Origin of the sequence: Janthinobacterium sp. GW458P (assembly GCF_002127585.1) — a bacterium.
GTDB lineage: Bacteria > Pseudomonadota > Gammaproteobacteria > Burkholderiales > Burkholderiaceae_D > Janthinobacterium.
Genome location: NZ_NEGZ01000101.1, coordinates 1 through 7,311, shown reverse-complemented (window position 1 = coordinate 7,311; position 7,311 = coordinate 1). Strand labels below are relative to the sequence as shown.

Annotated in this window: 7 protein-coding genes; 4 read left to right on the top strand and 3 right to left on the bottom strand. The window is 65.2% G+C overall.

Annotated elements, in window-relative coordinates:
* The 4 genes from CBW50_RS29620 to CBW50_RS27605 all read left to right on the top strand — a co-directional run.
* Nucleotides 1-240: hypothetical protein (locus CBW50_RS29620; protein WP_172404921.1), on the top strand; the 240-nt coding region annotated here is incomplete at its 5' end.
* Nucleotides 237-1,256 carry a two-component system response regulator gene (locus CBW50_RS27615; RefSeq protein ID WP_086148462.1) on the top strand — a complete coding sequence of 340 codons (1,020 nt, stop codon included), beginning with the start codon at nucleotides 237-239 and terminating at the stop codon, nucleotides 1,254-1,256. The genes CBW50_RS29620 and CBW50_RS27615, both read left to right, overlap by 4 nt.
* 307 nt (nucleotides 1,257-1,563) lie before the next feature.
* Entirely contained in the window at nucleotides 1,564-2,400 is an 837-nt protein-coding gene (locus CBW50_RS27610; RefSeq protein WP_086148461.1) for a universal stress protein, read from the top strand.
* A gap of 69 nt (nucleotides 2,401-2,469) precedes the next feature.
* Complete coding sequence (locus CBW50_RS27605; protein ID WP_086148460.1) at nucleotides 2,470-3,336, top strand: hypothetical protein; 867 nt, start codon at nucleotides 2,470-2,472, stop codon at nucleotides 3,334-3,336.
* Nucleotides 3,337-3,388: 52 nt separating this feature from the next.
* Here the strand turns inward: CBW50_RS27605 and CBW50_RS27600 are convergent, their stop codons facing one another.
* The 3 genes from CBW50_RS27600 to CBW50_RS27590 all read right to left on the bottom strand — a co-directional run.
* Nucleotides 3,389-5,707: an NADP-dependent malic enzyme gene (locus tag CBW50_RS27600; protein ID WP_086148459.1), complete on the bottom strand. Its 2,319-nt coding sequence runs from the start codon at nucleotides 5,705-5,707 to the stop codon at nucleotides 3,389-3,391.
* 231 nt (nucleotides 5,708-5,938) lie between these two features.
* Complete coding sequence (locus tag CBW50_RS27595) at nucleotides 5,939-6,532, bottom strand: SMI1/KNR4 family protein (protein ID WP_086148458.1); 594 nt, start codon at nucleotides 6,530-6,532, stop codon at nucleotides 5,939-5,941.
* A gap of 39 nt (nucleotides 6,533-6,571) precedes the next feature.
* Nucleotides 6,572-7,311 (bottom strand): MFS transporter (locus tag CBW50_RS27590; protein WP_139842676.1); only part of this gene is annotated, 740 nt, incomplete at its 5' end.

Here is a 7,311-nt window from a genome sequence, read left to right as displayed (position 1 = left end):
GGCGCGCCGCCGGCGCAGGCCAGCGATATCCATGCCGCGCAGCAAGCGGCCGCCACCCTGCTGCGCGCCCTGCGGCGCGGCGAACTCGATGACGGGGCGCTCGCCCGGCTGCGGCACGCCATGGGAGCAGCGGCGGACGCACTGGCGCCGCTGCAGCACGCCATCGACGACTTTGATTTTCCGCAAGCACTGTCGCTCTTGCGCGACTTGCTGCAAACGCTGCAACGGGAAGTCCCATGAGCGGACCGCGCCCAGGCAAGCCCCTGCTGCTGGTCGTCGACGACGAGGCGGCCAATCTGCAATTGCTGCGGCACATACTGCAGGACGACTACACGCTGCTGTTCGCCAAGGATGGCGCGCGGGCGCTGGCACTGGCGCGGCAGGAGCGCCCGGCCCTGATCCTGCTCGACGTGATGATGCCGGGCATGAGCGGCCACGACGTCTGCCGCCGCCTGAAAGCGGAAGCGCCGACGGCCGCCATTCCCGTCATCTTCGTCACGGCCCTGAACGACATGCGCGATGAACTGAGCGGTTTCGAGGCGGGCGCCGTCGACTACATCAGCAAGCCGCTCAGCCCCGCCATCGTGCGCGCCCGCGTGCGCACGCATTTGTCGCTGGTGCGCATCGAGGAATTGACGCAAACGCGGCTGCAGATCATCCAGCGCCTGGGCCTGGCGGCCGAATACAAGGACAATGAAACGGGCTTGCACGTGATCCGCATGAGCCATTACGCGCGCCTGCTGGGCGTGGCGGCCGGCATGGACGCGGCCGCCGCCGACGACCTGCTGCACGCGGCCCCCATGCACGACGTGGGCAAGATCGGCATTCCCGACCGTATCCTGCAAAAGCCGGGCAAGCTCGATGCGGACGAATGGGCCGTCATGCGGACGCACGCGCGCATCGGCGGCGACATCATCGGCGAACAGGCGCAGGGAGGCATGCTGGCGCTGGCGCGCGAAATCGCCCTCAGCCACCATGAAAAATGGGATGGCAGCGGCTACCCGCGCGGCTTGGCGGGCGAGGCCATTCCGCTGGCCGGGCGCATCGTCGCCGTGGCCGACGTCTTCGACGCGCTGACCTCGGCCCGTCCCTACAAGCGCGCCTGGCCCGTGCCGGACGCCGTCGCCTGGCTGCGCGAGCAGCAAGGCAGCCACTTCGATGCGCGCCTGGTCGACCTGTTTGTGCGGGAAATGCCCGCCATCGAGGCCATCCGCGTGCGCTGGGCGGAGCAGGAGGAAAAGCCCGCGGCCGCCTGAAAAGGGAACTCCCGCCACGCCCAGCGTTGTTGCGTCACACAAGGAAGTACCGGACAGGCCGGCGCCGATGCTGACCACTGGAAGGGCAAGGAGTTCGATACCATTATGGCTGGCGGCACGCGCGGCATTTTGATGCATATCAAACAACTCGCAAATTCCCGGCAATGGACTTGCAGATAGTCACGGGCCGGTTTTTTTTGACCCACATCAAGCCCAGTAGAAGAAAACCGCCGTCCTTCACGCCAATGCTGGACTTGCCCGTGTTGCCGTTCTAGCCTTGTTGCCATCCTGACTAGCGAATGACACCATGGCTTACAAATCCATCCTCGTCCACGCCGACCTGTCGCGCCACGCGCCGCAGCGCATCGCCATCGCGGCCCGGCTGGCGCACGCGCACCAGGCGCACCTGATCGGCGCGGCGATGACGGGCGTGTCGCGCTTTACCCTGGAAAACAACCGCGGCATGCGCGGCGCTGCCGTCGCGGCGCAGATTTCGGCCCTGCACGGGCAGGCGGAAACGGCGCTGGACCAGTTTGAAACGCTGGCGCGCCAGGCCGGCGCCGTCTCGCTCGAGCGGCGCCTGATCGAAGACGATGAAGATGGCGGCATGGCCGTCAGCGCCCGCTACAGCGACCTGACCGTGCTCAGCCAGCACGACGACAGCGAAGCGCTGCCCGGCGCCATGAGCGACCTGGTGCCCTACGTGATGCTCAACGCGGCCCGTCCCGTGCTGATCGTGCCGCGCGGCGCCCGGCAAGCCCCGCTGGACGGCACCGTGGTGGTGGCCTGGGACGGCAGCATGGAAGCGACGCGCGCCATCGGCCACGCCCTGCCCCTGCTGCGCGCGGCGCGCCTGGTGGTGCTGGCCCTGCTGCATCCGCCCGCCGGCCACGCCCAGCCGGCGCGCCACCCGGGCGCCGACATCGCCGCCTACCTGAGCCGCCATGGCGTGCCCGTCGAAGTGCGCCCCGCCGTCACCACGGGCGACGTCGGCGCGGCGCTGCTGGCCATGGCCGCCGAGGTGCATGCCGGCCTGCTCGTGATGGGCGGCTACGGCCACGCGCGCTTCCGCGAAATTTTACTCGGCGGCGTGACGGAAACCGTGCTGCGCCAGATGACCTTGCCCGTGCTGATGGCGCACTGAGGTCCCGCGCGCCACGTTTTGTTGCACAATGGCTATACTTGCCTGATTTTCCATATCAAGGCAATGTAGATGAAGCAACAACTAATCAATTGGGGCAGCACCCTGGCGCCGTTCGGCAGCGACCTGCTGTGGACCGTCCTGCCGTGGATGCTGCTGTATGGCGTGCTCGGCTTTGTGCTGGCCCTCGGCATCTGCTACCAGCTGGCCAGAAAATGCCTGCTGGTGCGCCGCCCGCGCGCCTGGCACGTGGCGGCCAAGCTCAGCTATGTGTTGATCCTGGTCGCGCTGCCGCTTCTCGGCGGCGGTTTGGGCGCCGTGCACAGCGCGCACCGCGTGGTCAAGCAGGCCCTTGAGCGCGACCTGCAGCCGGTGGTCGAAGCGCAGATGCCGGCGCTGCGCGTCTACCTGGAACAGCAGGCCAGGCTGATCGCCCCGGGCCAGCCGGTCAGCATGCGCAGCCTGCTCGAGCCCCTCGTGCAAGACATGTATTACCGGCCCACCTCGGGCAGTTACTGGGAACGCAGCAAGGCGCGCTGGATCAATGAATTCATCCTGCGCCGCGCCAGCGTGCTGCTGACGCAGGTGCTGCAGGAACAGCTGATCGCCAGGGCCGGCGTGCTGGGCGAAGCGCTCAAGGGCGCCGGCTTCCGTGGCCAGGCGGCCGGCGAACTGGCCAGCCTGGGCACCGACCTGGCCGTGCGCCTGACCACCGATGTGGCGCGCCAGGCCGATTTCAGCAAACTCGACAAATCAGTGCCGATGATCTTCATCGACGCCATCCAACGCCAGGCCGGCGCCTATTTCAATTCGCTCAAGATCACGCTGGGCCTGTTCGCGCTGGCGGTACTGCTGCTGGTGTGGGGCGAGATCTTGCTGTACCGCCACTATTACCTGCGCCGCCATCCGGCCACGGCCCTGCCCGTAGCACCGATGTAAAAAAGCCGCGCCTCCTTGCGGATGGCGCGGCTTTCAGGCAACGGCTAAAACCTTAGGCTTTGCGCTGGGCCACTGCGTCGACGACGCACAGGGCCGTCATGTTGACGATGCGGCGCACGGTGGCCGACGGCGTCAGAATGTGCACGGGCTTGGCGCAGCCGAGCAGGATCGGGCCCACGGCGATGCCGTTGCCGGCCGCCGTCTTGACCAGGTTGTAGGCGATGTTGGCCGACTCGATGTTCGGCATGACGAGCAGGTTGGCGTCGTTCTTCAGTGCCGAATTCGGCATGATTTTCTGGCGCAGCTTGCTGTCGAGGGCCGTATCGCCGTGCATTTCGCCGTCGATTTCCAGGTCCGGCGCGCGTTCCTTGATGATGGCCAGCGCGGCGCGCATCTTTTGCGCCGAGGCGCTGTCGCTGGAACCGAAGTTCGAGTGCGACAGCAGGGCCGCGCGCGGCGACAGGCCGAAACGGGTCATTTCTTCGGCGGCCATGATGGTGATCTCGGCCAATTGCCCGGCGTCCGGGTTTTCATTGACGTGCGTGTCGACCATCACCAATTGACGCTCAGGCATGATCAGCACGTTCATGGCCGCGTAGACATTGCTGCCGGCGCGCTTGCCCAGCACCTGGTCGATGTATTTCAGGTGCAGCTGGGTGGTGCCGAAGGTGCCGCAGATCATGCCGTCCGCATCGCCCTTGTGGATCATCATCGAGCCGATCAGCGTATGGCGGCGGCGCATTTCCAGTTTAGCGTACTCCTCGGTGACGCCTTTGCGGCTGGTCATGGCGTAGTACGTATTCCAGTAATCGCGATAGCGCTCGTCGAAGTCCGGGTTGATGACGTCGAAATCGACGCCCTGCTTGAGGCGCAGGCCGAATTTCTGGATGCGCGCTTCGAGCACGGGCGGACGGCCCACCAGGATGGGACGCGCCAGTTTTTCATCGACCACCACTTGCACGGCGCGCAGCACGCGCTCTTCTTCGCCTTCGGCGTAGACGATGCGTTTGAGTTCGGCCGGCGTGGATTTGGCCATCAGGAACAGCGGCTTCATGAAGGTGCCGCTGCGATAGACGAATTGCTGCAGGCTGTCCGCGTACGCCTGCAAGTCCTTGATCGGACGCGTGGCGACGCCGGAATCCTCGGCCGCCTTGGCCACGGCCGGCGCGATCTTGATCAGCAAGCGCGGATCGAAGGGCATCGGAATCAGGTATTCAGGGCCGAACGACAGGTTGCTGATGCCGTAGGTGGTGGCCACGATGTCCGACTGCTCGGCGTGCGCCAGGTCGGCGATCGCGTGCACGACGGCGATTTCCATCTCGCGCGTGATGGTGGTGGCGCCGCAATCGAGGGCGCCGCGGAAGATGTACGGGAAGCACAGCACGTTGTTGACCTGGTTCGGATAGTCCGAACGGCCCGTGGCGATGATGGCGTCGCTGCGCACGGCCTTGACTTCTTCGGGCAGGATTTCCGGATTCGGGTTGGCCAGCGCCAAAATCAATGGATTGGGCGCCATCTTGCGCACCATGTCCTGTTTCAGCACGCCGCCGGCGGAGACGCCGAGGAAGATGTCGGCGTCCGGGATGATTTCGGCCAGGGTGCGCAGCGGCGTGTCTTGCGCGAAGCGTTCCTTGTCCGGGTCCATCAGTTCCGTGCGGCCCTTGTAGACGACGCCGGCCAGGTCGGTGACGTAGATGTTTTTCAGCGGGAAGCCCAGGTCGACGATCAGGTCCAGGCAGGCCAGCGCCGCGGCGCCCGCGCCCGACACGACCAGCTTGCAGTCCGCGATTTCCTTGCCGACGGCTTTCAGGCCGTTCAGGATGGCCGCGCCGACGATGATGGCGGTACCGTGCTGGTCGTCATGGAAGACGGGAATCTTCATGCGGTCGCGCAGCTGGCGCTCGATGTAGAAGCACTCGGGCGCCTTGATGTCTTCCAGGTTCACGCCGCCGAAGGTCGGCTCCAGCGAAGCGATGATGTCGACCAGTTTATCGGGGTCCGATTCGTTGATCTCGATGTCGAAGACGTCGATGCCGGCGAATTTCTTGAACAGCACGCCCTTGCCTTCCATCACTGGCTTGGCGGCCAGCGGGCCGATATTGCCCAGTCCCAGCACGGCCGTGCCGTTGGTGATGACGGCCACCAGGTTGCCGCGCGCCGTGTATTTGTAGGCGTTCGCCGGATCGATGACGATTTCTTCGCAGGGAGCGGCCACGCCTGGCGAGTAGGCCAGCGCCAGGTCGCGCTGGTTGGTCAGTTGTTTGGTGGGCGTCACGCTGATTTTGCCGGGGCGCGGGCACTCGTGGTACTCGAGTGCGGCCAAGCGCAATTGTTGACGCAATTCTTCTTTTTTATCAGATGACGAATCCATGCTGTGCTGCCTTCCTGTTTGGTCGATCGGGGTGCTTCCGATTTTATCAGACCGAATCTTTCAATTAGCTAGGTATTTTCCGCTAGCCACAGTCTGATATCACGAAAACGCATAACCTAGCATTGTAAGGCCGTCCGGCGGCACAAACGTCCCCAACAGGAAAAACTATCAAATTTTAGATTTCAATTAGTTTTCATAATAACCATCCGCCAGCGCGCGGCGATGGTGCATCTAGTCGAAATTTTCATCGGTCAAGAAGGCATACTCGTCATCGATCAGCATGTGCAGATAGGCATCGAAACTGTCGGCGATGACCTGGTAATTGTCGGGATCGTGCAGGAAGCGCACGACCTGCCCCACCTTGCCCGACGCCGCGGGCGTGAAATCGACATACAGCCGCGACGAGCCGCCATTGTTCATGCAATGCGAAAAACACAGGCGCCGGCCCTGCTGGATGCCCGCGTCGATGCGGGCGTCGACGATGCCGGGGTCGTCTTCCAGGTAATGGCCGTAGATATCGGCGATGCTGCGCCGGTTCGCTTGCCGGTCTTCCAGTATCTGTTCGACGGAACTCAGGTAATACGGGTACTCGAACACGTCCGAGCCCAGCATGTACACCAGCACCATGCCGCCCGCATACTTCTGATGATAGGTGCCGTTGTACTGAGCCAGCAAGCGCAGCAGGCTGTCAGGACACAGCGGATAGGCCTGGCGCAAGCTGTCCAGTTGCGCCGCGCTGGCGCCGCTGGCCAGCGCCAGTTCCGCCAGCGGCTCCGGCGGCATGGTCTGGCGCAGGCCGGCTAAATAGTGGTCGACGATGTTCATAGCCGAAATATATCAGCTGGCCGATACGCCATGCGCACGCTAGCGCACAGCGGCCAGCCGCGTCCCCGGCGCGAAGCGCGTGGCAATCAGCAGCAACAGCACCACGCCGCCCGCCATCACCATCCACGCCTGGGCCAGGCTGGACGAATGCTGGCGGATCAGGCCGGCAATAAACGGCATGCTGCTGGCGATGATATAGCCGCCGCCCTGCACGAAGCCGAGCAGCGCGCCGGCACCGGCCGGGTCACGCACGTGGTCCATGCTGACGATCAGCGACAGGGGAAACAGGGCACCGATGCCGCAGCCGAGCAGGATCACGGCGGGAATGGCCAGTTGCGCGGGCGCCGCGATCAGGCAAGCCAGGCCGGCCAGCACGGCCAGCAATACCGACAATAACAGCATGCGGCGGTCGGGGAAGCGGTGGATGACGCTGGAAATGAGCAGTCCCGCCAGCACTTCCACCAGGGTCAGGCCGCCGAGCAGCAAGCCGCTGTCGGCCGCGCTCCAGCCCAGTTCCGTATAAAACGGCGGCAGCCAGGCCAGCACCAGCGTGTACGCCCCTGTGCCGATGCCAAAGAACAGCATCAGCAGCCAGGCGCGGCCACTGCCCACGGGCAGGCTGGCGCCCGCGCCGCTGGCCGCGTTCACGCGCGAGGCGGCGGCGCGGCGCCACAGCAGCGCGGCGGCTACGGCGGGCAGTGGACCCAGGGGGCGCCGCGGATGCCCGCCCCCGCTGTGCGGCCGCGGTGGAGCGGCGGCGGAGGCAATTGCTGCGCCGC

Coding starts and splice junctions, on each gene's coding strand:
- CBW50_RS27595 (WP_086148458.1), bottom strand. CDS start 6,532: ATGAACATCGTCGACCACTATTTAGCCGGCCTGCGCCAGACCATGCCG.
- CBW50_RS27615 (WP_086148462.1), top strand. CDS start 237: ATGAGCGGACCGCGCCCAGGCAAGCCCCTGCTGCTGGTCGTCGACGAC.
- CBW50_RS27610 (WP_086148461.1), top strand. CDS start 1,564: ATGGCTTACAAATCCATCCTCGTCCACGCCGACCTGTCGCGCCACGCG.
- CBW50_RS27600 (WP_086148459.1), bottom strand. CDS start 5,707: ATGGATTCGTCATCTGATAAAAAAGAAGAATTGCGTCAACAATTGCGC.
- CBW50_RS27605 (WP_086148460.1), top strand. CDS start 2,470: ATGAAGCAACAACTAATCAATTGGGGCAGCACCCTGGCGCCGTTCGGC.